Source organism: Micropruina sp., from assembly GCF_047602085.1.
In the GTDB taxonomy this organism is placed as follows: Bacteria; Actinomycetota; Actinomycetes; order Propionibacteriales; family Propionibacteriaceae; genus Micropruina.
Window position 1 is genome coordinate 515,223 of the sequence record NZ_JASGID010000004.1, and the last position, 21,365, is coordinate 536,587.

22 protein-coding genes are annotated in these 21,365 nt (G+C 69.3%); 2 read left to right on the forward strand and 20 right to left on the reverse strand.

Annotated features, from left to right (window positions below; all coding sequences use genetic code 11):
- Nucleotides 1-116: 116 nt before the first annotated feature.
- The 7 genes from QM721_RS08730 to QM721_RS08760 all read right to left on the reverse strand — a co-directional run bounded on the left by QM721_RS08730 (nt 117) and on the right by QM721_RS08760 (nt 6,278).
- On the reverse strand, nt 117-1,520 hold the full coding sequence (locus QM721_RS08730; RefSeq protein WP_415120981.1) for a proteasome accessory factor PafA2 family protein: 1,404 nt from the start codon (nt 1,518-1,520) through the stop codon (nt 117-119).
- Nucleotides 1,517-2,260: a pseudouridine synthase gene (locus tag QM721_RS08735; protein WP_415120983.1), complete on the reverse strand. Its 744-nt coding sequence runs from the start codon at nt 2,258-2,260 to the stop codon at nt 1,517-1,519. The genes QM721_RS08730 and QM721_RS08735 overlap by 4 nt, the downstream gene beginning before the upstream one ends.
- Nucleotides 2,257-3,186, reverse strand: coding sequence for an SMC-Scp complex subunit ScpB (scpB, locus tag QM721_RS08740; protein ID WP_415120985.1), 930 nt, complete (start codon nt 3,184-3,186; stop codon nt 2,257-2,259). The genes QM721_RS08735 and scpB overlap by 4 nt, the downstream gene beginning before the upstream one ends.
- Nucleotides 3,179-4,021 (reverse strand): segregation and condensation protein A, encoded by an 843-nt coding sequence (locus QM721_RS08745; RefSeq protein ID WP_415120987.1) that lies wholly within the window; start codon nt 4,019-4,021, stop codon nt 3,179-3,181. Before QM721_RS08745 ends, scpB begins: the two co-directional genes overlap by 8 nt.
- Complete coding sequence (locus QM721_RS08750; RefSeq protein WP_415120989.1) at nt 4,018-4,305, reverse strand: hypothetical protein; 288 nt, start codon at nt 4,303-4,305, stop codon at nt 4,018-4,020. Before QM721_RS08750 ends, QM721_RS08745 begins: the two co-directional genes overlap by 4 nt.
- A complete protein-coding gene (locus QM721_RS08755; RefSeq protein WP_415121071.1) occupies nt 4,290-5,183 on the reverse strand; it encodes a ParA family protein in 894 nt (297 codons plus the stop codon). The genes QM721_RS08750 and QM721_RS08755 overlap by 16 nt, the downstream gene beginning before the upstream one ends.
- A gap of 450 nt (nt 5,184-5,633) precedes the next feature.
- Nucleotides 5,634-6,278: a sensor histidine kinase gene (locus QM721_RS08760; RefSeq protein WP_415120991.1), complete on the reverse strand. Its 645-nt coding sequence runs from the start codon at nt 6,276-6,278 to the stop codon at nt 5,634-5,636.
- Between the two features lie 35 nt (nt 6,279-6,313).
- On the opposite strand from QM721_RS08760, the gene QM721_RS08765 reads away from it, so the two are divergent.
- Nucleotides 6,314-6,892, forward strand: a complete 579-nt coding sequence (locus tag QM721_RS08765; RefSeq protein ID WP_415120993.1) for a DUF305 domain-containing protein — start codon at nt 6,314-6,316, stop codon at nt 6,890-6,892.
- A 358-nt stretch (nt 6,893-7,250) separates the two neighbouring features.
- Here QM721_RS08765 and xerD read toward each other — a convergent pair whose 3' ends face one another.
- The 4 genes from xerD to QM721_RS08785 form a co-directional block, all read right to left on the reverse strand.
- Entirely contained in the window at nt 7,251-8,180 is a 930-nt protein-coding gene (gene xerD, locus QM721_RS08770) for a site-specific tyrosine recombinase XerD (protein WP_415120995.1), read from the reverse strand.
- A 4-nt stretch (nt 8,181-8,184) separates the two neighbouring features.
- Nucleotides 8,185-8,874, reverse strand: a complete 690-nt coding sequence (locus QM721_RS08775; protein WP_415120997.1) for an NUDIX domain-containing protein — start codon at nt 8,872-8,874, stop codon at nt 8,185-8,187.
- Nucleotides 8,874-10,535, reverse strand: coding sequence for a CTP synthase (locus QM721_RS08780; protein WP_415120999.1), 1,662 nt, complete (start codon nt 10,533-10,535; stop codon nt 8,874-8,876). The genes QM721_RS08775 and QM721_RS08780 overlap by 1 nt, the downstream gene beginning before the upstream one ends.
- Before the next feature lie 284 nt (nt 10,536-10,819).
- A complete protein-coding gene (locus QM721_RS08785; RefSeq protein WP_415121001.1) occupies nt 10,820-10,975 on the reverse strand; it encodes a hypothetical protein in 156 nt (51 codons plus the stop codon).
- An 11-nt stretch (nt 10,976-10,986) separates the two neighbouring features.
- Between QM721_RS08785 and QM721_RS08790 the strand changes: the two genes are divergently transcribed.
- Nucleotides 10,987-11,895, forward strand: a complete 909-nt coding sequence (locus QM721_RS08790; protein WP_415121003.1) for an integrase catalytic domain-containing protein — start codon at nt 10,987-10,989, stop codon at nt 11,893-11,895.
- A 603-nt stretch (nt 11,896-12,498) separates the two neighbouring features.
- On the opposite strand, the gene recN is transcribed toward QM721_RS08790, so the two are convergent.
- The 9 genes from recN to QM721_RS08835 form a co-directional block, all read right to left on the reverse strand.
- Nucleotides 12,499-14,178: a DNA repair protein RecN gene (recN, locus tag QM721_RS08795; RefSeq protein WP_415121005.1), complete on the reverse strand. Its 1,680-nt coding sequence runs from the start codon at nt 14,176-14,178 to the stop codon at nt 12,499-12,501.
- The gene (locus QM721_RS08800; protein ID WP_415121007.1) at nt 14,168-15,085 is read right to left on the reverse strand and encodes an NAD kinase; all 918 of its coding nucleotides are present in this window, start codon (nt 15,083-15,085) and stop codon (nt 14,168-14,170) included. The genes recN and QM721_RS08800 overlap by 11 nt, the downstream gene beginning before the upstream one ends.
- A 10-nt stretch (nt 15,086-15,095) precedes the next feature.
- Nucleotides 15,096-15,848: a TlyA family RNA methyltransferase gene (locus QM721_RS08805; protein WP_415121009.1), complete on the reverse strand. Its 753-nt coding sequence runs from the start codon at nt 15,846-15,848 to the stop codon at nt 15,096-15,098.
- Entirely contained in the window at nt 15,845-16,018 is a 174-nt protein-coding gene (locus tag QM721_RS08810) for a hypothetical protein (protein ID WP_415121011.1), read from the reverse strand. The genes QM721_RS08805 and QM721_RS08810 overlap by 4 nt, the downstream gene beginning before the upstream one ends.
- Nucleotides 16,019-16,028: 10 nt before the next feature.
- The gene (locus QM721_RS08815) at nt 16,029-16,649 is read right to left on the reverse strand and encodes an energy-coupling factor transporter transmembrane component T family protein (protein WP_415121013.1); all 621 of its coding nucleotides are present in this window, start codon (nt 16,647-16,649) and stop codon (nt 16,029-16,031) included.
- Nucleotides 16,646-17,338, reverse strand: coding sequence for an energy-coupling factor ABC transporter ATP-binding protein (locus tag QM721_RS08820; protein ID WP_415121016.1), 693 nt, complete (start codon nt 17,336-17,338; stop codon nt 16,646-16,648). Before QM721_RS08820 ends, QM721_RS08815 begins: the two co-directional genes overlap by 4 nt.
- Before the next feature lies 1 nt (nt 17,339).
- A complete protein-coding gene (locus QM721_RS08825) occupies nt 17,340-17,915 on the reverse strand; it encodes a biotin transporter BioY (RefSeq protein WP_415121018.1) in 576 nt (191 codons plus the stop codon).
- A 495-nt stretch (nt 17,916-18,410) separates the two neighbouring features.
- Complete coding sequence (locus QM721_RS08830; RefSeq protein WP_415121020.1) at nt 18,411-19,403, reverse strand: HAD-IIA family hydrolase; 993 nt, start codon at nt 19,401-19,403, stop codon at nt 18,411-18,413.
- On the reverse strand, nt 19,400-20,209 hold the full coding sequence (locus QM721_RS08835; RefSeq protein WP_415121022.1) for a hypothetical protein: 810 nt from the start codon (nt 20,207-20,209) through the stop codon (nt 19,400-19,402). The genes QM721_RS08830 and QM721_RS08835 overlap by 4 nt, the downstream gene beginning before the upstream one ends.
- Nucleotides 20,210-21,365 lie beyond the last annotated feature (1,156 nt).

Consider the following 21,365-nt stretch of genomic DNA (forward strand, 5'->3'; position numbering starts at 1 on the left):
GGTCGAACGTGTCGAGACCTCAGGCAGACCACTCCCCAAGGGGTTTCGACAGGCACAACCTGCACTACCGCTGGTGAGGTCGCGCCGAGCTCGATCAACGATTGGTCAGTACTTCGTCACGGGTGATTGGGTGCGCTCCACCCCGACGACAGTGCCCGCTGCAGCTCGTCCACCGCCTGGTCGGCCACCACCAGCGGATCGGTCAGCCGCACCGTGCGGTCGTCACGGGTGCCGTCGGGCTGCGGCAGGTCGAAGGCGGTGAACTGCGACCAGTCGACGCTGTAGCGGCGCTGCTCGGCCTGGGCGGTGCGGATCAACCGGCCGCGCAGCGCCGCCCGGGTGTCGGACGGAGGCCTCAGCAACGCCTGCTCAACCGCCTCAGCGGTGGTCAGCCGGACGGCCGCACCGCGGGCCTCCAGCAACCGGAACAGCCCCCGCGGGCGTCCCGACTCGTCACTGGTGATCTCGTGGAAGGCCAGGTCGACCTGGGCCAGGCGCCGGTCATGCCAGGCCAGGCCCCGGCTGTCGGCGTAGCGGCGCAGCAGTGCTCGCTTGGTGACCCACTCCACCTCGCCGTCCAGATCATCCTCGTGGTCGCCGCCCAGGGCGGTCAGCACACGCTGCCACGGCGCCGCCACCGGCACGGCGCCGGCCAGCGCCAGATACTCGGCCTGAACATCGAGCGCACCGATGGTGCGACCCGAGGCCAACCGCAGCACCGTCCGGGGGTCACGGGCCACCGCCCGCAGCGCGCCGGCGACGTCGTCGAGCTCGAGAGCCGGCAGTGCCCCGCCGGTGGCCAGCGCGTGTTCGATCGCGCCCAGCACAGCCAGCAGGCTGCCCACCTTGAGCGCCGCGGACGGCTCGGACAGGTTCGAGTCGCCCGCGATCACATGCAGCCGGCGAAACCGGCGCGGGTCGGCCAGCGGCTCGTCGCGGGTGTTGATCAGCGGACGGCTACGGGTGGTCATCGACGACAACTCGTCGTGCAGCACCTCGGCCCGCTGGCTGATCGAGAAGCCGTCCGGGCTCCACCGGCCGGTGCCGCACAGCACCTGCCGAGTGACCAGAAACGGGGTCAAGGCGGCGGCCAGCGCCGGCAGGTCGAGCGCCCGGGCGATCAGGTAGTTCTCGTGGCAGCCGTAGGAGTTGCCGTGGCTGTCGACGTTGTTCTTGAACAACCGCAACTCGACCGGTTGCCCCTCGGCGGCGGCGTCCGCCTCGGCCCGGCGGCACAGCCGGGCCAGCAGCTCGTCCCCGGCCCGTTCGTGCAGCAGCAGATCGGGCACCCCGGTGCATTCGGCGGTGGCGTATTCGGGGTGCGAGCCGACGTCGAGGTAGAGCCGCCCACCGTTGCGCAGAAAGACGTTCGAACTGGCGTGCTCACGCTCGATCGGGTTGAACAGCCACTGTGCCGCCTCGCCCCCGCTCAGCCGGTTGCCGCGATCGGTGCCGCGTCCGACCAGCCCGTACTCGGTCTCGACCCCGATCACCCGCCGGGCCTGCGCCGACGGGCTCACAACCCAGCCAGGTCCATCAGTGCGCCGAGTTCGTCGCGGCTCAGTTCGCGTAGTTCGCCGACCTTCAGCTGGCCCAGGCGCACCGGCCCGATCGCGGTGCGGCTGAGCCGGCGCACCGGGTGCCCCACCGCCTCGAACATGCGTCGGACGATGCGGTTACGGCCCTCGTGCAACACGACTTGGACGATGCTGCGGGTGCTGCCTCGCTGCACCAACTTCACCTGCTCGGGCCGCACCGGGCCGTCGTCGAGCTTGATGCCCCGGCCCAGCCGGCGCAAGGTGACGTTCTCGATGACGCCCTCGACCTCGGCGACGTAGGTCTTGCTGATCTCGTGCGACGGGTGGGCCATGCGCTGGGCGAAGTCGCCGTCGTTGGTGATCAGCAGCAGCCCCTCGGTGGGGGTGTCGAGGCGTCCGACGTGAAACAGGCCCTCTTTGCTGCGTTTGCCCAGGAAGTCGGCGATCGTGCTGCGGCCCTGCGGATCGTCCATCGTCGACACCACGCCGCGCGGTTTGTGGAACATCAGGTACAGATGCCGCCGGGGCGGCGGAATGCGCGCCCCGTCCACCCGGATCACGTCGGCCACTGGGTCGACCCGCCGGCCCTGTTCGGTCACCGTGCGACCGTTCACCTCGACCAGACCGTCCTCGATCAACTGCTCACAGTGCCGCCGTGAACCGAGCCCGGCGGCGGCCAGCACCTTCTGCAGCCGGACGCCCTGAGACGCTTGATCGTTCATCGCTCCCCCTCGCTCGTTGCGTTGGTTGACGCCTCACCGCCGGTTGAACTCGTCGAAACCCCACCGCCGGTTGAACTCGTCGAAACCCCACCGCCGGTTGAACTCGTCGAAACCCCACCGCCGGTTGAACTCGTCGAAACCTGGGTCTCGACAAGCTCGACCAACGCAGAGCTAGTCTCGACAAGCTCGACCAACACAGAGCTAGTCTCCACAGGCTCGACCAACACAGAGCTAGTCTCCACAGGCTCGACCGACGCAGATTGGGTCTCCACAGGCTCGACCGACGAGGTCTCGACCAGCACTGCCGCATGCAGCTCGGCGTCGAGTTCGGCGGCGTCCGGCAGGTGCGGCGCGATCGGCGGCAGATCGTCGAGCCCGGCCAGCCCGAGCCGTTGCAGAAACTCGGCGGTGGTACCGAACAGCATCGCACCGGATTCTGGGTCGCGGCCGACCTCGTGCACCAGGTCGCGGGTGACCAGGGTGCGCAGCACGCCGTCGACGTTCACCCCGCGCACCGCCGAAACTCGGCTTCGCGAGATCGGCTGCAGATAGGCCACCACGGCCAGGGTCTCCAGCGCGGCCTGCGACAGCTTGGCGTGCTGGCCCTCGATCAGCCAGCTTCCGATCAGCTCGGCATGCTCGGCTCGCGTCCAGTACCGCCAGCCACCCCCGATGTAGCGCAGCTCGAAGCCCCGCCCGGTTTCGTCGTAGAAGCCGGCCAGCTCGGCCAATGCCTGCTCGACCACCGGCACCGGCGCCCGGACGGCCTGGGCCAACTCAGCGGTGGGCATCGGCTGGGTGGCCATCAGCAGCAGCGCCTCCAGCGGCGCGGCGATCGCGGCGGGGTCGGGTGCATCGTTGCCGAGCAGCTCACCCGTCTCGGGTGCGTCCAGGCTTGGCAGCATGGGTTCGACCACGTCAGTCATGGCTGGCCTCCTGGGCGTCGGTCTCGGTGTCGAACTCGGCGGAGATCTCGATCTCGTCCGCGTCGCCGGCGACCCACCGTACTCGCAACTCGCCCAGCGGGGTGAGCTGCTCGAAGGCGATGGCACGCTCGCGGAACAACTCCAGCAGGGCCAGGAACCGGGCCACCACGACCAGTCGCTCAGCGGCGTCGGCGACCAGGTCGCGAAAGCTCGCCGACCCCAGGTCGCGCAGCCGCCGCACCACGATGTCGGCCTGCTCGCGCACGCTGACCGATGCCTGGTGCAGGTGGCTGAGCGAGACCTGCTCGGCCGGTTCGGGGGTGAGCGCGCGGGCCGCCAGCCAGGCCAACTGGTCGGGGGTGGCGGTGAACTGCAGCTCGGGCAGCAGCGCCCGAAACTGGTCCTCCAAATTGCCCGGACGGGCATGCCGGCGGCTCTGCTCGGCCAGCGTGCCGGCGATCCAGGCACTGACCCGCTTGAACGCTCGGTACTGCAACAGCCGGGCGAACAGCAGGTCGCGAGCCTCGAGCAGGGCAAGGTCTTCGGGGTCGTCGACCTCGCCCTGGGGCAGCAGCCGGGCGGCCTTCAGGTCGAGCAGGGTTGCGGCCACCACGATGAACTGGGTGGTCTGCTCCAGATCCCACCGGCCCGGGCCGCGCTCGGCCTGCCCGGCCTTCACGTGGGCCAGAAACTCGTCGGTGACCACCGACAACGCCACCTCGGTGATGTCGAGCCGATGCCGCGAGATCAGTTGCAGCAACAGGTCGAAGGGGCCCTCGAAGTTGGTCAACCGCACCCTGAAGCCCGGCACCTGTTCGGTCGCGGACGAGGTCACGACTGGTCGAGCTGCCGAATCAGGTCGCTGTCTTCGCCCGACTCGTCGAGGTCGGCCACGGCCAGTGCCACCGCCGCCCGAACGATCCGGCCGCGGTCGACCGCGATGCCGTGCCGGGCGCGCAGGGTGAGCCGGGCCTGTTCGAGGGCGACTAACTCGTCGGCGCTGACGTAGACGGTGATCTTCTCGTCGTGCTTCACCCGGCCCGAGGGTCGCGGGCCGACAGCGGGCTCGGTGGGGCGAAAGAGTTCTTGCGCCCCCGGGAGCGCTACGCGCCGGGGCATCGTTGCAGCACCTCCCGCGCCAGCATGCGGTAGGCCTCGGCGCCGGGTGAACTGCTCGCGTAGGTGGTGATCGGCTCGCCCGCGACGGTGGTCTCGGGGAATTTGATGGTGCGCCGAATGACGGTGTGAAACACCTTGTCGCCGAAGGCCTGCACGACCCGTTCGAGCACCTCGCGCGAGTGCAGGGTGCGGGCGTCGTACATGGTGCCGAGAATGCCCAGGATCTCGAGTTCGGGGTTGAGCCGGTCTTGCACCTTGCCGATGGTGTCGTTCAGCAGGGCCAGGCCGCGCAGCGCGAAGAACTCGCACTCCAACGGCATGATCACCTTGTCGGCCGCGGTCAGCGCGTTCACCGTCAGCAGGCCCAACGACGGCGCACAGTCGATCAGCACGACGTCGTAGTCGGCACGCACGCCGCTGAGAACCCGCTTGAGCGTCTGCTCGCGCGCCACCTCGCTGACCAACTGCACCTCGGCTGCCGACAGGTCGATGTTGGCGGGCAGAATGTCGAGGCCATCCACCACCGACGGGGTGATGATGTCGTGCACGTCGTGATCGCGGGTGAGCAGCAAGTTGTAGATGCTGGTCTCAAGCGTGTGCGGGTTCACCCCCAGGCCAACCGACAGCGAGCCCTGCGGGTCGAAGTCGACCAGCAGAACGCGGCGTCCGGTTTCAGCCAGCGCCGCGCCCAGGTTGATCGTGGTGGTGGTCTTGCCCACCCCGCCCTTCTGATTACACAAGGCGACGATCAGGGCGCGCCCCGCGCCCCGCGGCGGCTGCGGTTCGGGAAGGTCGGGCAGCGGACGGCCCGTCGGTCCGAGTTCGGGCGCCTTGAGTTCGGGGGCGTCGAACAGAGCGTCGGGGTCGGTGGTGTCGATCACGAAAGCCTCCAAGTGTCGATAAAGAGGCTAATAGCCGCGCGCGGCGGTGGCGGGCGCCACGCCGGGTCGGCGACACTTCGGAAAACTCAACCCGCGGCGGTCGCGCTGATCGGCGCCTTGTTGACCAGCCTGCCGAGATACGCGCCTTTTGCTGCGCGCCTCGGCCGCCGTTCGCTCGCGCCGCGGCGAAATGACCGTTTTGGCCTGCCCTTTCGAGCGGCATAACCCTCATCGCTGCGCAGACGGCGCCCGGGGCGCCGGCGGTCCAGGTCAAAACGCACATTTCGCCGCGAGCACCCACCCGGTTCGGTCAGGCCAGAGCCGGCCAAGGTGCGTGCCGTTGGTTGAGCAACGCTGGTCAAGGCGCCAGATGGGTCTCGACGCGTTCGACCAACAATGCGCAGCGTTTCGTCACGTCGGAATCGCGGCCATCGCCGACGTTTCGGTTCAGCTCCCGGCCTCGACGCCGTGCGGCAGCCGGGCGGCCAGCACCCACTGCTGGCCCTCGCGCCGGTGGCCGCTGGTGCCGCCCAGCAAAACCAGCCGTTCGCGCACACCGGTCAGGCCCATGCCGGGTTCGTCCGCACTGCCGCGTCCGGCCTGGGCCCCGTTGGCATGGCTGACCAGCACGTCGGTGCCGTCGTCGCGCAGCTCGATCAGGCAGGTGCTGCCCGGGGTGGCGTGCTTGATCATGTTGTTGACCGCCTCGACCGTCACCGCACTGAGCGCCTGCGAACGCGCGGCGCTGAGCCGGGTGAGCGACACTCGCCCGGACGCCTCGTAGCCCGCCGAGCGCAGCCGGTCGACCTGCTCGGCGACGGTCTGGCGAAGCGTGTCGAGGCTGGCCAGCGGCTGGTCGGTGACCACGGCGTCACCCCGCAGCCGCCCCATCAGCTCACGCAGGTCGTGCGCAGATGAGCGGCACTGATCGGCGATCCACTCCAGATCGGTGCGCGGCTCAGCAGGTAGCCCGGGGTCAGCCAATGCGAGAGGCGCCCGCATGGCGGACGCCGAGAGGGTCTGGGCGACGGTGTCGTGCAGCTCGCGGGCCAGGGCGACCCGAAAGGCATCCCCGAGTTCTGCCGAATCCACCCTGACCGATACTCCTCGGGGGTATGTTCCTGAGCATGCACATGCTTGCTCGTCTCGCCCTTCCCATCGCCGCCGTCCTTGCCCTGACCGGGTGCCAGGCAGCCGCAGTCACCCCGACCCCCGCACCGTCGGCGGCATCTGCCAGCCCGTCGAGCGCTGCGAACGCCGCCGACGTGATGTTCACCCAGATGATGATTCCGCACCACGAGCAGGCCGTGGTGATGAGCGAGGCGATGCTGGCCAAGAAGGGCATTTCAGCCGAGGTGACCACCCTGGCCACCCAGATCAAGAACGCCCAGCAGCCTGAGATCGACCAGATGCGCGGCTGGCTGACCGCGTGGGGCGCCTCGGAGCACAGTGACCATCAGGGCCACACCGGCATGGACGGCATGCTCTCCGATCAGGAGCTGGAGGCGCTCAAGACCGCGCAGGGCACCCAGGCCGAAAAGCTGTTCCTGACCGGCATGATCGGCCACCACGAGGGTGCGGTTGCGATGGCACAAGAGGTTCAGGCCAACGGCGCCGACCCGCAGGTGAAGAAGCTCGCCGACGCGATCATCACCAGCCAGCAAGCCGAGATCGACCAGATGAAGAAGCTGCTCGAGGCCCGCTGAGCCGAACCTCAAGTTGGCTGATACGCCCGGTTTCGGTTCCGTCTGAGAGAAGCGCTGATTTTTCGTTGGTCGAGCACCGCTGGTCGAGCCTGTCGAAACCTCAAATAAACTCCCCTCGCTAGAGGTTTCGACACGCTCAACCAACGCTCGAGCACCGCTGGTCGAGCCTGTCGAAACCTCAAATAAACTGCCCTCGCTAGAGGTTTCGACACGCTCAACCAACGCTCGAGCACCGCTGGTCGAGCCTGTCGAAACCCCCACAGGCAGCCCCACATCCGAGGCCTCGACACGCTCGACCAACGTAAACAGCGCTTCCCGCAGACCGTCGATCCGCCAGTTCTGCCGGCCGAGTGCGCGGTCAGCGGGCCCGCGGGTGGGCGGTCAGAAAGACCTCGCGGAGGTGCTCGACGGTGACCAGCGTGTAGAGCTGCGTGGTGGCCACCGAGGCGTGCCCCAGCAGTTCTTGCACCACCCGGACGTCCGCCCCGCCGTCGAGCAGGTGGGTGGCGAACGAGTGCCGCAGGGTGTGCGGCCCGATCGGGGTGGTGATGCCGGCCCGCTCGGCGTGCTGCCGCAGTGCAGCCCAAGCCGACTGGCGGCTGAGCCGCGCGCCTCGGGTGTTCACCAGCAGCGCCGGGGTGGTGGCGCGTGCCCCCTCGATCAGGGCCGGACGTCCGCGCACCAGCCAGGCGTCCAGCGCCGCCCTGGCATAGGAGCCGACCGGCACGATGCGTTCCTTGCGCCCCTTGCCGAACAGCCGCAGCCCGGCGTCCGGGTCGTGGGTCAGGTGGGTGACGTCGTCGACGTCGAGGCTGACCAGCTCGGTGATCCGCGCGCCGGTGCCGTACAGCAGCTCAAGTAGGGCGGCATCGCGCAACCCCACCGGCGTCGACACCTCGGGGCTGTCGAGCAGCGCCTGCACCTGATCGAGGGTAAGCGCCTTCGGCAGCCGGCGTCCGGCCCGCGGCGGCGAGACCCTGGTAGCCGGGTTGTCGGCGTGCACCCCGTCGTCGACTGCGAACCGGTGCAACGACTTCACGGCGCTCAGCGCCCGCGCGACGCTGCTGGGCGCCAACCCCGGGTGCTGCTGGCTGCCCTCGCGCAGCCAGACCACGAACTCCGCCACATCGGCTTCGGTGACCGCGGCCAACTCGGCGACGCCGCGGGCCTCCAGAAACTCCTGATAGCGAGACAGGTCGCGCCGGTAGCCGGCCACGGTATTGACCGAGGCACCCCGCTCCACGGTCAAGTGGTCGAGAAACGACCCGACCGTCCGCTGCCCGGCCATCCGCTCAGGCCAGCTTCGCGATCTCGTCCAGGTGCTGTTGGCGCACGTCACGAGCCGGCCAGGGGCTGTCGGCCGGACGCAGGTCGGCCAGTCGTCCGGATCGCCGGGCGGCTTCGAGGGCGAGCACGCCGGCGACCAGCGTCGGGCTCTGTACCTGCCCGGCGTAGATGTTGTCCACCAGGTCGGCCAGCGGCACCAGGCAGACGTCCATGTCGAGCTCTTCGTGTTCGACCACGAAGCCGTCCGGACGAGGAACCTCCCGCAGGCCACGGGCCAGAAAGAACCGGATCGACTCCGAGTTGCAGCCCGGCGAGGTGAACATGTCGATCAGCAGGCGCCAGTCGTCTGCGGCCAGCATCGCCTCTTCGGCGAGTTCGCGCTGGGCGGCCGACAGGTACGACTCGTCGTCGACATCGAGCAACCCCGCGGGCGGCTCGATCAGTTGAAAGCCAACCGGGTGGCGATACTGCCGCACCACCACGACCCGGTCGGCCTCGTCGAGGGCAATCACGGCCACCGCACCCGGGTGCAGCAGGTACTGCCGGTGCATCTGCTCGCCGTCCGGGGTGGCGACGGTGTCGTCGGCGTAGTCGCTGACCGCGCCGGCCCCGACCACCCGGTGCGCCACCAACGGCCAGCGCGTCGGACGATCGACGCTCTCGCCCGGAGCGAGCACCCGCGGGGCGGCGGTCATCAGGAGTCTTCCACCGGCAGGCGCGACGACAGTTTGCGGTTGAGGGCGGCGTCCACCAGGCCGGCGAACAGCGGGTGGGGCTTGGTCGGCCGCGACTTCAGTTCGGGGTGGGCCTGGGTGGCGACGAAGAAGGGGTGCTGGGCGGGGTCGAGTTCGACGAACTCGACCAGCGTCGAATCCGGTGATGTGCCGACCACCCGCAGTCCCGCGGCCTCCAGTTGGGCGCGGTAGGCGTTGTTCACCTCGTAGCGGTGCCGGTGCCGCTCAGCCACCTCGGTACGGCCGTACAGCTTGCTGACCAGCGAGCCCTTCACCAGGGTGGCCGGGTACGAGCCGAGCCGCATGGTCGCACCCATGTCGCCCTGGCCAGACACGATGTCGACCTGCTCGGCCATGGTCGCGATGACAGGAGCGTGGGTGTCGGGGTCGAACTCGGTCGAGGCGGCGTCGCTCAACCCGCACAGGCTGCGGGCCACCTCGATCACCATGCACTGCAGGCCGAGGCAGAGCCCCAAGGTCGGCAGTTGGTTCTCGCGAGCGTACCTGAGCGCACCGAGCTTGCCCTCCACCCCGCGAATGCCGAACCCGCCGGGCACCACAATGCCGTCGAGATCGCCCAACTGCTGGGCCGCGCCGGCCGGAGTCTCGCACGAGTCGGACGCGATCCACCGCACGTGCACCTTGGCCCGGTTGGCGAAACCGCCGGCCCGCAACGCCTCCGACACGCTCAGGTAGGCGTCGGGCAGGTCGATGTACTTGCCGACCAGGCCGATGGTGACCTCCTCCTTCGGGTGGTGCACCCGGTCGAGCAGGTCGTTCCACTTGCGCCACTTCACGTCACGAAAGCTCACCCCGAGCCGGCGGACGACGTAGGCGTCGAGGCCCTCGTTGTGCAGCACTTTGGGAATGTCGTAGATCGACGGGGCGTCGGCGCACGAGACCACAGCCTCTTCGTCGACGTCACACATCAGCGAGATCTTGCGTTTGACGCCATCGGGAATCTCGCGGTTGGAGCGGCAGACGATGGCATCTGGCTGAATGCCGACTTGCCGCAGCGCGGCCACCGAGTGCTGGGTTGGTTTGGTCTTCAGTTCGCCGGACGGCCCCAGGTACGGCACCAGCGATACGTGCAGGAAGAACACGTTCTCGCGTCCGACGTCGCGGCGCACCTGCCGGGCGGCTTCGAGAAACGGCAGCGACTCGATGTCACCCACTGTGCCGCCGATCTCATGGATCACCACGTCGATCCCGCGGGTGGCCATCGACAGCATCTCGTCTTTGATCTCGTTGGTGATATGCGGAATCACCTGCACCGTGTCGCCCAGAAAATCGCCGCGGCGCTCCTTGGCGATCACGTTGGAGTACACCTTGCCAGTGGTCACGTTCGCGTCGGCGTTCAGGTTGACGTCGAGGAAGCGTTCGTAGTGACCGATGTCGAGGTCGGTCTCGGCGCCGTCCTCGGTGACGAACACCTCACCGTGCTGAAACGGGTTCATGGTGCCCGGATCGACGTTCAGATACGGGTCGAGTTTCTGCATGGTTACCCGCAGCCCACGAGCCACGAGCAGGCTGCCAAGGCTTGAGGCGGTGAGCCCCTTGCCGAGCGAGGAGGCAACGCCTCCGGTTACGAAGATGTGCTTGGTGCTAGTGCCGTTCCCCACGGGATTCCACCCTATAGGTGGCGGACGGGCGCGAGCCAACCGGCGAGTTGACTCATCTAAAACCTCCGCTTGGGTGGGGTCGTTGCCTCACTGGTGGATCTCCGGTGGCGCGTGTCGTTGCCTCAGATCGTGATCTCCGCCTGGGCACGATCGTGTGTGGAGTTGACGATGAGCCAGCGCAAGGCTGTGACGAGGCGGAAGGCCCTGGCGTACCGGGGCGCGGATCGGGCGGGTAAGTCGAGGATCCTGGACGAGTTGGTCGAGCTGACCGGCTGGCATCGTGACTACGCGCGGGCGGCGTTGAGGGACGCGTTGACGATCCGGCCGGTCCGTCCCCGCAAGCCCAGGCCGCGAGTGTACGGCGACGATCTGCTGCCGGCGTTGATCCGCTGCTGGGTGCTGCTCCGCGCCCCGGCTGGGAAGATCCTGGCGCCGTTCATGCCTGGTGCTGGTGCCGCTGCTGCGCACGGAGGGCGAGATCGATGTGACCGATGAGCAGGCCGCGTTGCTGGCTCAGATCTCGGCGGCCACGATCGACCGAATGCTCGCCGGCGAACGAGGGCGGATGACGCTACGGGGACGGTCTCGCACGAAGCCGGGATCACTGTTGAAGCATCAGATCCCGATCCGCACGTTCGCTGACTGGGACGACGCGGAGCCGGGGTTCGTCGAGATCGACCTGGTCGCCCACGACGGCGGTGTGGCGGCCGGGGAGTACTGCTACACGTTGACCATGACCGATATCGCCACCGGGTGGACGGTGAACCGGTCAGTGCCGAACCGGGCCCGCCGGTGGGTGATCGAGGCCATCGATCACGCCGCTGGCATGTTCCCGTTCGCGATCCGCGGGATCGATTCCGACAACGGCTCGGAGTTCATCAACCACCACCTCCTCGCCTACTGCGAGCAACGCCAGATCACGTTCACCCGGGGCCGGGCCGGGAAGAAGAACGACGGCTGCTATGTCGAGCAGAAGAACTGGGCCCGGGTCCGGGAACTGGTCGGCTACTACCGCTACGACACTGCCGGCGAGTTGGACCTGCTCAACCAGATCTGGGAACTCGACGACGCGTTCGCGAATTACTTCCTGCCGTCCCTGAAGCTGAAGACCAAGACCCGCGAGGGCGCGAAAGTAGTGAAGAAGTACCACCAGGCCGCCACCCCGCACCAGCGGGCCCTGACCCACCCGGCCACCCGGAAACGGCCCGTGATCACCATGAACGCCCGCTTCAAACGCCTCAAGCTCGGCGCGCTGCAACGCCAGATCCTCGACCTCACCAGCCAACTCGAAACACTCGCTCAAGCCAAAGGACGCACCCACCACGACCAGCGCAGCAGAGCCGCAGAACACGCGATCTAGCCGGAGGAAACACGTGAGGCAACGACCACAGCTACCCGGAGATCCTCACCTGAGGCAACGACTACTTCATCCGGAGGTATTGACATGAGGCATCACGACCGGCGTGCTCGATCACGAGATCGTCACATGGACAGGGCCCGCTCGGCCAGCCTTCACTGCTGCCCGCCGCTCCATGGCGCTTTGACGCCGCTGGCGCTGGGTTGCGCGGAGGTGCCGAAATCGGTCCCGCCCTTACCGGCGCACCACCTTCATGGAAGTCGTGATCAACGCAACCAGCGGTGGTTGAGCCTGTCGAAACCCCTCGTGAGAGCCCTTCGTGTGGGGTCTCGACAAGCTCGACCAGAGACAATCAGCACATCGTTCAGGAAGTACTGATCAATGCCCACCCGCCGATCGAGCCTGCCGAGACCCCACCCGCCGGTCGAGCCTGTCGAGACCTCGGACCTGCCACTTTGATAGGGGTTTCGACAGGCCCGACCAACGGTGGTCCCGATGATCAGCACGTCCCTGGACGGCCTCGACCAGCAGGTGAACGCACGAGTCAAGCGGTGGTTGTGGGCTCCAACAGGCTCAACCAACGGCAGGAGCTACGACCCAGGATGGTCAGCCGCCGGCCGCCGCCAGCAGTTCGGCGGCATGGGCGTGCGCGTTGGCCGAGCCCTCTAGGCCGGCCATCATGCGGGCCAGCTCGTCAAGCCGCTGCGCCCCCTCGACGGCAACGATGCCGCTGGTGGTGACCTGCCCGTCGGTCGCCTTGGCCACCACGAAGTGTCGGTCGGCGAAGGCCGCGACCTGCGCCAGATGGGTCACCACGATCACCTGCGCGTGCTCGGCCAGTCGGGCCAGCCGGCGTCCGATCTCGAGGGCGACGGCGCCGCCCACCCCGGCGTCGACCTCGTCGAAGACGAACGTCTGCCCCGTGGCCCCGGAGGCCAGCACCACCTCGAGCGCCAGCCGTACCCGCGACAGCTCACCACCCGATGCCGCCTTGGCCAGCGGTGCGGGCTCGGCACCCGGGTTGGCGCTGAACATCAGTGTGACGGTATCGCCGCCGTGGGCGCTGAGCGGGCCGGTTGCGATGTCGAACTGCAGCCGGGCGTGCGGCATAGCCAGAGCCGCCAGCTCGGCGCCCACCAGCGCGGCCAGTTCGTCCGCGGCGGCCAGGCGCCCGGCGTGAATCTTCGCCGCGGTGTCGTTCAGTGCCCGGTCGAGTTCTTTCACCTGCTGATGCAGGTCGTCAATGCGCTGGTCGGCACCGGCCAGGGACGTGCTTCGTTCGGACGCGTCGGCGGCCCAAGCCAGCACCTCGCCGACCGAGGCCCCGTATTTGCGCAGCAACTGCTGCAGCGCCGCCCGACGACCGGCGATCCATTCGAGCCGGGCCGGGTCGGCCTCGAGCCGGTCTAGGTAGCCGGCCAGGTCGGCGGCCGCGTCGTTGACCAGCGCGGCCGCCTCGGCGAGCCGGTCGGCGATCGGCGCCAGGCCGGCGTCGTCGGCCACGGCCGGTTCGAGGCTCTTGCGCGCCGCGGCGAGCAAGTCGATCACGGTCGGCGTGTCGGACCACGCTTCGGCGTCACCGCTCAGCACCAGCCCGGCCTGGCGCGTGGCGAGCCGCAGATCGTCCACGGCCTGCAGGCGCTGCGCCTCGGCGGCCAAGGCCACGTCTTCGTCGGGTTGCGGGTCGACCGCCTCGATCTCGTGGAGGCCGAAGGTGAGCAGGTCGAGCTCGCGGGCTCGCTCACGCGCGGCCCCGGTCAGCAGGTCGAGCTCGGCCGCGACCCGGCGCCGGTTCGCGAAGGTTATGGCGTGCCGGGCCAGCACAGCGGCATGGTCCGGCCCGGCGAACCGGTCGAGCACCTCGCGCTGCCGCTCGGCAGTACCGAGCCGTGCCTGCTCGGACTGGCCGTGAATCGTGGCCCACCGGGTGACGATCTCGGCCACTTTAGCCATCGGCACGCCGACCCCGCCGAGCAGGGCGCGTGACCTGGTCGGGCTGATCTGCCGGCCGACCAGCACCTCGCCGTCTTCGATCTCGGCCCCCAGATCGCTCAGTTCGTTGGTCTCGTCGGCGTCGACCTGCCACGAGCCCTCGACCAGGCAGCGGGACGCGCCGCGCCGCACCAGGCCGGCGTCGGCCCGTGCCCCGAGCAGCAGCGACAAGCCGGTGACCACCATGGTCTTGCCTGCTCCGGTTTCGCCGGTGACCGCGGTGAAACCGGGCCCGGGTTCGAGCGCCGCCTCGGCGATCACGCCCAGGTCGGTGATCCGCAGCTCAGTCAGCATGCTGCCGGCCGCGTTCGGCGACCCCCCGCCACCCCTCGACGGGCAGCGCGAATTTACGCACCAGCCGATCAACGAACGGACGCTCCGAGATGCGGGCCAGGCGCAGCCGATGGGTGCCCACCCGGGCGGTGACCACCATGCCCTCGGCGATGTCGGTGGAGCGCCGGCCGTCACACCACACCACCGCCTTGCTCTCGTCGGAGGGCAGCACCTCGATCGAGATCGTAGAATGCGGGCCGATCACCAGCGGGCGGCTGAACAGCGCATGGGCCGACAACGGCACCAGCAGCAGCGCGTCGATGTCGGGCCAGAGCACCGGCCCGTTGGCCGAGAAGGCGTAGGCGGTCGACCCGGTGGGGGTCGACATCAGCACGCCGTCGGTGCCCCACCGCGACAGCGCGCGCCCGTCGACCCGCACCAGCACCTCGATCATCCGCTCGCGGGCCAGTTTCTCGAGGGAGACCTCGTTGATGGCGAACGACTGCCACATCTGGGCGCCGGCCGCGTCGGTGACGACGGTGTCGATGGTCATGCGCTCTTCGACGGTGTAGTTGCGCTCGACCACGTGGCTGATCAGCGACCCTGCCTGGTGAGATTCGAGCTCGGCGAGAAAGCCGACGTGGCCCAGGTTGACCCCGAGCACGGGAATGTCGAGCGGCAGTGCCCACTCGGCCGCCCGCAGAATGCTGCCGTCACCGCCGAAGACCACCGCCAATTCGCTGCGTTGCTCGTTGTCGGGCAACAGTTCTTCGACGTCGCCGGCTGCACCGAGGGCCTCCAGGTGCTCGCCCTTGACCAGGCTGGTGATGCCGTGCGTCGTCATGCCGTCGATGAAGCCGGCGGCGGCGCTCACCGCTTCCGGACGCCCTCCGTGCAGAGTAACGGTCACGTAGCGTCTGGTGGGCACGGGTATCACCCTAACCTGGCCCGGCGACAGTTTCCGCAGGGTTCGCGAGCAGCACGAAGTACTCGATATTGCCGGACGCTCCGGGTACGCCGCTCACCCCACGCCAGATCTCGCGCCAGCCCAGTGCGGCGGCCCGGATCGCCACGTCGTCCACGCAGCGCAACCGCACTCGCTCGTCACGCACCACGCCGCGCGAGTCGAGCCCACCGCGACCCACCTCGAACTGGGGCTTGACCAGCAGCAGCGCCCGGCCGGTTGGCCTGAGCACCGCCAGCAACGGGGCGAGCAGCAGTTGCAGCGAGATGAACGACACGTCACCCACAATCAGGTCGACCGGGTCGCCGTCCAGATACGCCGGCGTCAGGTCACGCAGGTTGAGCCCCTCGCGCACCCGCACCCGCGGGTTGTCGCGCACCTGCGCGACGAGTTGGCCGTGACCCACGTCGGCGGCATAGACCACCTCTGCACCGCGTTCGAGCAGCACCTGGGTGAAGCCGCCAGTGCAAGCACCGGCGTCCAGTGCGCGCCCGGTCACCGCCAGGCCCGTGGCATCCAGCGCACCGATCAGCTTGTGCGCAGCACGCGACACGTAGTGGTCTGCCCCGGTGAGCAGCACCTCGTCGTGGTCACCGATCGGCTCGGACGGCTTGTGGCCGGTTCGGCCGTTGACCAGCACCCGGCCCGCGCGGATCGCGTCGGCAGCCTGCCCGCGTGAGCGGGCCAGCCCGCGCTGTACCAGCACCAGGTCGAGCCGGGTGGTCACCGCTGCGCTGCGTCGGCGACCGGGTTGAGCACCTGCTGCAGCGCTGCGTGCACCGTCGAGACGGCCTCGGCGTGCGCGCTGACCGGGCCGGTCAGGTCGAGGCTGGCCAGCGCCGCGTCGATGGTCGGGTGTCCGGTCACCGGGGGCTGCTCCGGGGCGCTACTGCTCACGCCGCTGATCCTACCGATCGTCCCGCTCGCCCAGCCCCCGCGCCGCCAGCGCGTCGCCGGTGGCCTGGGCGAAACCGACCGCGCGCACCACCACCGGGGTCAGCCGGGCCACCCAGTGCCGCTCCAGCCCGCGGGCACGGGCGGCATCGCGCACGTCGTAGAAGGAGCCCAGCAGGTACGGAATGCTGCGCAGCATGATGCCGACCGACAGCCCGAACCGTTCGCCGTCGACGAACGGCACCCGACCCGCGGCAGCCACCAGCGCGTCGATCAGCTCGGCGGCGCGCGTGGTCACGATGATCAGCCGGGCGGCCAGCACCGCCAGCAACACATTGCCGCTCACCACGACGGCGAGGGACGGCTGCCCGATCAGCACCTGAAAGAGTGCCAGCACCGCCAGCAGCGCCACCAGCCCCCACGACAGGCTCAGGGTGGTCCGGGCCGGCAGCCGAGTGCCCAGCAGGCACAACACCGTGGCGAGCACGGCCGCCCCGGTGAGCCACGGCTGCTGCACGATCAAGGCGGGCAGGGTGAGCACCAGCACCGCGAGGTACTTCCAGCCCACGCCGAGGCGATGCCATCGCGAGGTTCCGGCCCGGAAGCCGCCCAGCAGCACAGTGGTGGGTCTCACGCCATCGCCCGGCGGTAGTGGGCGATCACCTCGGCGGGTTCGCCGTCGGCAGCCACCCGGCCCTGATCGATCAGCATGACCCGCTGCGACCGGGCGGCCAGCTCGAGGTCGTGGGTGGCGACGATCACCTGGTGCGGCAGGGCGCTCAGCACCCCCGCCACCAGGTTGCGATTGCGCAGGTCGAGCAGAGTGGTCGGCTCGTCGCAGACCAGCACGGACGGCTGCACCGCCAGCACGCTGACCAGCGCCGCCAACTGCCGCTCGCCACCGGATAGGTCGTAGATGCTGTGCTCGGCGACGCCCCCGAGGCCGTAGCGGGCCAGCCAGGCGCGGGCCTCCGCCTGGCGTTCGGCGCGATTGCGCACCCGGGAACGCAGGCTGAGCTCGACGTCGTCCAGCGCGGTGGGCAGCACAAGCTGACTGAGCGGGTCGGTGAACGTGAAACCGACCAGCCGGCGCACGGCCGGGCCGTCGGTGCGGGTGTCGTGGCCGTCGACCTGCACCGTGCCCGCGGTCGGCAGCGTCAGCCCGTTCAGGAGCCGCAGCAGCGTCGACTTGCCTGATCCGTTGGCGCCGATCAGCGCGATCCGGTGCTCGGCCAACTCGAGGTCGATGCCGGCCAGCAGCAGCTTGGTGCCGGGCTCGGCCGAAGTCGCGACGGCAACGCTGACGTCGCGCAGAACGATCACGTCAGGCGACAGCCGCAACGCGCAGCGACAGCAGCGCCGGGAAGGCCTTGTGCACGGCAACGGCGATGGTGGCCGCGATCAGGTTCTTCGCCACGTCTCCGGGCCAGAAGGCGATGTCGATGGCGAAGGCCTTGGCGAAGTCGATCTGCAGCACCGCCATCAGGCCCACGATGCCGGCCGGGTGCACGATCAGCACCGAGGCCCCGAACCCGGCCAGGAACATCCACAGCAACCGGGGCCGGCGATCACCGAACCAGCGCGCGAACAGCCCGGCCACCACGGCGGCGATCGGAAAACTCAGCAGGTAGCCCACGCTGGGCTTGCCCAGCACACCCAGCCCGGCGGCGCCGCTGGCGAACACGGGCAGTCCCGCGAACCCGACCAGCAGATACAGGGCGGTGGCCGCGAAGCCCCGCCAGGGCCCGAGCACGAGCCCGGCCAGTGCCACGCCGAGGGTCTGCAAGGTGATCGGCACCGGCCCGATCGGAATGCCCGGCACCAGAGAGAACGCGGCAATCAACGCCGCGAACACGGCGATCAGGGCGAGGTCAGTGGTTCGCTGCTTGCCGGTTGGCACGATGGACTCCTGAGTCGGGCGCGCCCCTCTTGGTGCGCTCGTCGCCGAGACTATCGTCCGAGAACCCGCCAGGTGGGCGGTACGAAGGTCTCGTCCGTTCGAACCGGCCCGACCACCGGCGCAGGGAACGCTGATCACCCGTTGGTCGAGACCCACCCGCAAGGTCGAGTCGAGAACCCTGCGGCGCCACTCATGCCAATCATCAACAGGAACAGAGTCAGCCCGACCACCGCTGGTTGAGCGTGCCGAAATCCCTAGCCACAGCGCGATGACTACAGGTCTCGACAAGCTCGACCAGCGAAAAACCAGCGGCTCCCCAAGCCGAGCTGATCGAAAACCAACCACCCCAGCGGACCACAGGTCTCGACAAGCTCGACCAACGAAAAACCAGCGGTTCCCCAAGCCGAGCTGATCGAAAACCAACCACCCCAGCGGACCACAGGTCTCGACAAGCTCCACCAGCGGCGCGTTGCGGTGATCGGTGATGCTCTGCTCTCAGTGCAGTTGGTCGAGCAGCCTGAGGGCGTCGTGGCCGTCTGCTCCGGTCGTCCAGACCAGGTTGGCCAGCGCCCACAGCGCGTCTAGTTGCCCGGCCTGCGTGCCCAGGTCACCCTCGAGGGTCGCCACGCCGTCGCGCAGAGCTGCGGCGGCGGTGCCACAACGCCAGGCCTGGCCCTGTTGCGTCGCCACCCTGGGTGGCTGCAGCAGCGCGCGCAGGTCGGCGCCGATGTGGCTGGGCCGATCACCGGGGCCGGCCGCCAGCAGCTCACGCTTGCCGTGCGCGCCGGTGAACACCAGCAAGGTCGGCATGCCCGCCCGGTTACCGCCCATGATGTCGGTGTCGATGCGGTCGCCGACGAAGATCGGACGCTGCGCGCCGGTGTGCTTCACCGCGAAGTCGAGCATCGGCGCGTGTGGCTTGCCGAACACCACCGGTTGCTGTCGCACGGTACTGCCGACCACCGCCAACTGAGCGCCGAGACCCGGCACCAGGCCGCGATCGGTCGGGCGGTTAAGGTCGTCGTTGGTGCCGTACCAAGCGGCGCCGCGTTGCACCGCGATGCCCGCCTCGTCGAGCAGTGGCCACGCAATGTCGGGGTGGTAACCCTGCAGCACGGCGTCCGGCCGGTCAGCGGCGGACTCGGTGGTGCGAAAGCCGGCCGAGCGAGCCAGGTCGACCAGGTTCTCGGTGCCCGCGACCAGCAGCAGACTGCCGGCCGGCAACAACTCTCGAAGCACGCCGACAGCCACCTGCGCGCTGGTGATCAGATCGTCCGGCCCCGCGTGAAAACCGAGTTCGCTGAGATGTGTCGCCACCGCATCAGCACTCCGGGCGGCGTTATTGGTGACGAACATCACCCGGGCTCCGGACGCCCGGACCTCCGCGACGCCCTCCACCGCCCCTGGTACGGCGATCGGGCCCAGGTAGATCACCCCATCGAGGTCGAAGAAGGCGACATCATGAGCCTCGATGATGGGGCTGGTCACCGGTCCTCCAGGGGCGCGCGGCCGTCCGGATGGTCGATGTCCGGCTGATCGGAGGGTTCGTCGGTGTCGTCGAACTCGATGGTAATGCCCTGCAGTTCGGCCAGCGCCTCGGCGGCCCCGGTCTCGTCGTCGGGGTCAAGCCGGACGGCGGCGGCGAACCACTTCTCGGCCTCGGCCGCGTCACCGGCCTCGGCAAGCAGTTGAGCGAAAAAGTACCGCAGCCGCGCCCGCGAGCTCTTCGGCCCGCGAGCACCGATCAGCTCGATCTCTTGCCGCAACAGCCGGGTCGCTTCGTCGCGCTGCCCCAGCGCCTCACGCGCGCCGGCCTCGACCAACCGCAACTCCACCCGGGCGGCGATCGGCGGAGCGGCCGCAATGCCCTGCTTCACCAGCTTGAGCGCGGCTTGGGGGCGACCCAGCCCGCGCTCGCAGTCAGCCATGACGGCCAGAAAGTCGTCGCTGCCGGTCATCCGCCGCAGCGCCCGAAACTCGTTCAGCGCCGCTGCGTACTCGCCCGCCGCGTACGCGGTCGTGCCCGCCGCTTCCCGGGCCACGGGTAGCCGCGCCGCGCGCCGTCGAGCCGCCTCGGCGTGCGCATAGGCCAGCGCGGGATCGGTGTCGACCAACGCAGCGGCCGCGGCCAGATGCGCGGCGACAATCTCGGCCAGCTCCAGGCTCAGTCCGCGCAACTCGGCCCTCACCCCCCGAGACAGCAGAGACAGGTCCACATCGGTCGGGGTAGCGGGCTCATCGGGCTTGGCCGCCAAGCCGGGCGGAATCTCACGAGGTTCGCGTGGCTCGCGCACCGGCCGTCCGCCCCGATCGTCAGACTTCGACGCACGCCAGGCCGCTCCCGCCCCAGCCGCTCCCGCGGCGGCAACGGTGCCGCCCCGGGTCGGGCCTCGCCGCTCGCCGGCCTCAGACGACCGGCGGACCGCGCGACCGGCATCGTGTGGACGCCCTGCTGCTGCCCGCCTGCGGCCGCCGTCCTCACCCGTACCGCCCTGATTCGAACGATAGGGCCGACGGACGCCGGCGTTGGTATCGGTGCCCTGATCTCGGCTACCGCCACGAATCGGCGCGTTCGACCCATTCCCCCGCCCACCGTTGGCCTGCCCCGCCTCATCACCGAAGCCCGCACGATAGCCGCGCGACTGACCCTCCCTCCTGGCGCGTTCGTGACCGGCTCCCGACCGGGCACGGTACGGACGCTGCCCTGAACCCGAGCCTTGACCGGCTCGCTCGCCCCCCGGTCGGCTGCCCCCTTGTTTGCTGCGATTGTCGGCACCTACCGCACGCGAACGATAGGGACGGTCTCCGGAATCAGAGCCCCCGGACCGGTACCCGCGCGAACCCGTCGAGCCATTCCCGCCCCGCGGCGCTCCAGTGCCCCCTTGACGGTCGCCAGCTAAGGCACCACGACCGCGCCGTAAGTCGCCAGCGTTCGACCGCGGATCCCTGTCGCCCGCAGCGGCGGTGCGGCCACCGCCAGAGCGCCCGTCCCGGCTATGTCCAGATCCGCTCCGGCCATCGCCCTCTCGCCTATCGCCGGAAGCATCGAACCCGCTCCGGCCCGCGGCCCCCCGAGACTCGAAGGTACGGCCCGATCTGTTACGCCCAGCCGCGGAACGACCAACCCCGGAGCCAAACTCCGCTGAACGCCCCGAACCGGCGCCGCCGCGAAAGTCCCCAGAACGCTCGGCGGCACCGCGACCACCCCCGTTCGCACTCCGGGGAGATGCATCACCTCGACCCGAACGGCGCCCTGCGCCGTTGCGCTTCGGCCCGCCTGAAGGGCCCTGATTTCGGCCTCGCCCCGACCGGCCACGCTCGTTGTCATTCGCGCCCCACTCGTCACTCACCCCGCAAGTCTGCCGTGGTCACAACCGGGACGCAAAACACCCCCGTGCTGATCATTTCTGATCACCACGGGGGTGTTTGAAAGTCCGGCGACGTCCTACT

Excerpts from the sequence above, each read along its gene's own strand:
- xerD (WP_415120995.1), bottom strand. The coding sequence starts at position 8,180 with ATGGCCGGGCAGCGGACGGTCGGGTCGTTTCTCGACCACTTGACCGTG.
- QM721_RS08735 (WP_415120983.1), bottom strand. The coding sequence starts at position 2,260 with ATGAACGATCAAGCGTCTCAGGGCGTCCGGCTGCAGAAGGTGCTGGCC.
- QM721_RS08765 (WP_415120993.1), top strand. The coding sequence starts at position 6,314 with ATGCACATGCTTGCTCGTCTCGCCCTTCCCATCGCCGCCGTCCTTGCC.
- QM721_RS08750 (WP_415120989.1), bottom strand. The coding sequence starts at position 4,305 with ATGCCCCGGCGCGTAGCGCTCCCGGGGGCGCAAGAACTCTTTCGCCCC.
- scpB (WP_415120985.1), bottom strand. The coding sequence starts at position 3,186 with ATGACTGACGTGGTCGAACCCATGCTGCCAAGCCTGGACGCACCCGAG.
- QM721_RS08775 (WP_415120997.1), bottom strand. The coding sequence starts at position 8,874 with ATGACCGCCGCCCCGCGGGTGCTCGCTCCGGGCGAGAGCGTCGATCGT.
- recN (WP_415121005.1), bottom strand. The coding sequence starts at position 14,178 with ATGCTGACTGAGCTGCGGATCACCGACCTGGGCGTGATCGCCGAGGCG.
- QM721_RS08785 (WP_415121001.1), bottom strand. The coding sequence starts at position 10,975 with ATGAACGGCGCCAGGATCTTCCCAGCCGGGGCGCGGAGCAGCACCCAG.